The organism is Pseudomonas sp. HMSC057H01, assembly GCF_001836405.1.
Taxonomy (GTDB): Bacteria; Pseudomonadota; Gammaproteobacteria; order Pseudomonadales; family Pseudomonadaceae; genus Pseudomonas; species Pseudomonas aeruginosa.
Map to the genome: position 1 here is coordinate 1 of NZ_KV828518.1, position 370 is coordinate 370.

The window sequence follows — 370 nt, forward strand, 5'->3', positions numbered from 1 at the left end:
AGGGCGCCGGCCTTGTCGCTGTCGGCCTGCCGCAGCGGCCCCGGCAACAGCGGCGCCGCGCCGCTGCCGTTGCCCGGGCTGCCGCCGGAGTTGACCCGGACGTTGGCCCCGGAGAGGGTCACGCCGCTGGCGTCGAGCTTGAGGAAGCTGCCGCCGCCCTTGAGGGTCAGTTCGGCGCCGGCCTCCAGCACCACCTTCAGACCGCTGCTCAGGTGGATCTCCTGGCCGGCCTCGACGAACTGGCCGCTGGCGATCTTCAGGTGCTGGTCGTTGGCTACGGTGAGGTGGTCGCTGGCGCGGACCTCCACCTTGCGCTCGGCGTGGGTGGTGCGGTGTTCCTCGGCCTTGAACTCGCTGTAGCTGTTCGCCT

1 pseudogene is annotated in these 370 nt (G+C 71.4%); it reads right to left on the reverse strand.

Going from position 1 to position 370, the window contains the following annotated elements:
* A pseudogene (locus HMPREF2581_RS28945) lies at nucleotides 1-370 on the reverse strand (DUF2345 domain-containing protein); the annotation flags it as partial.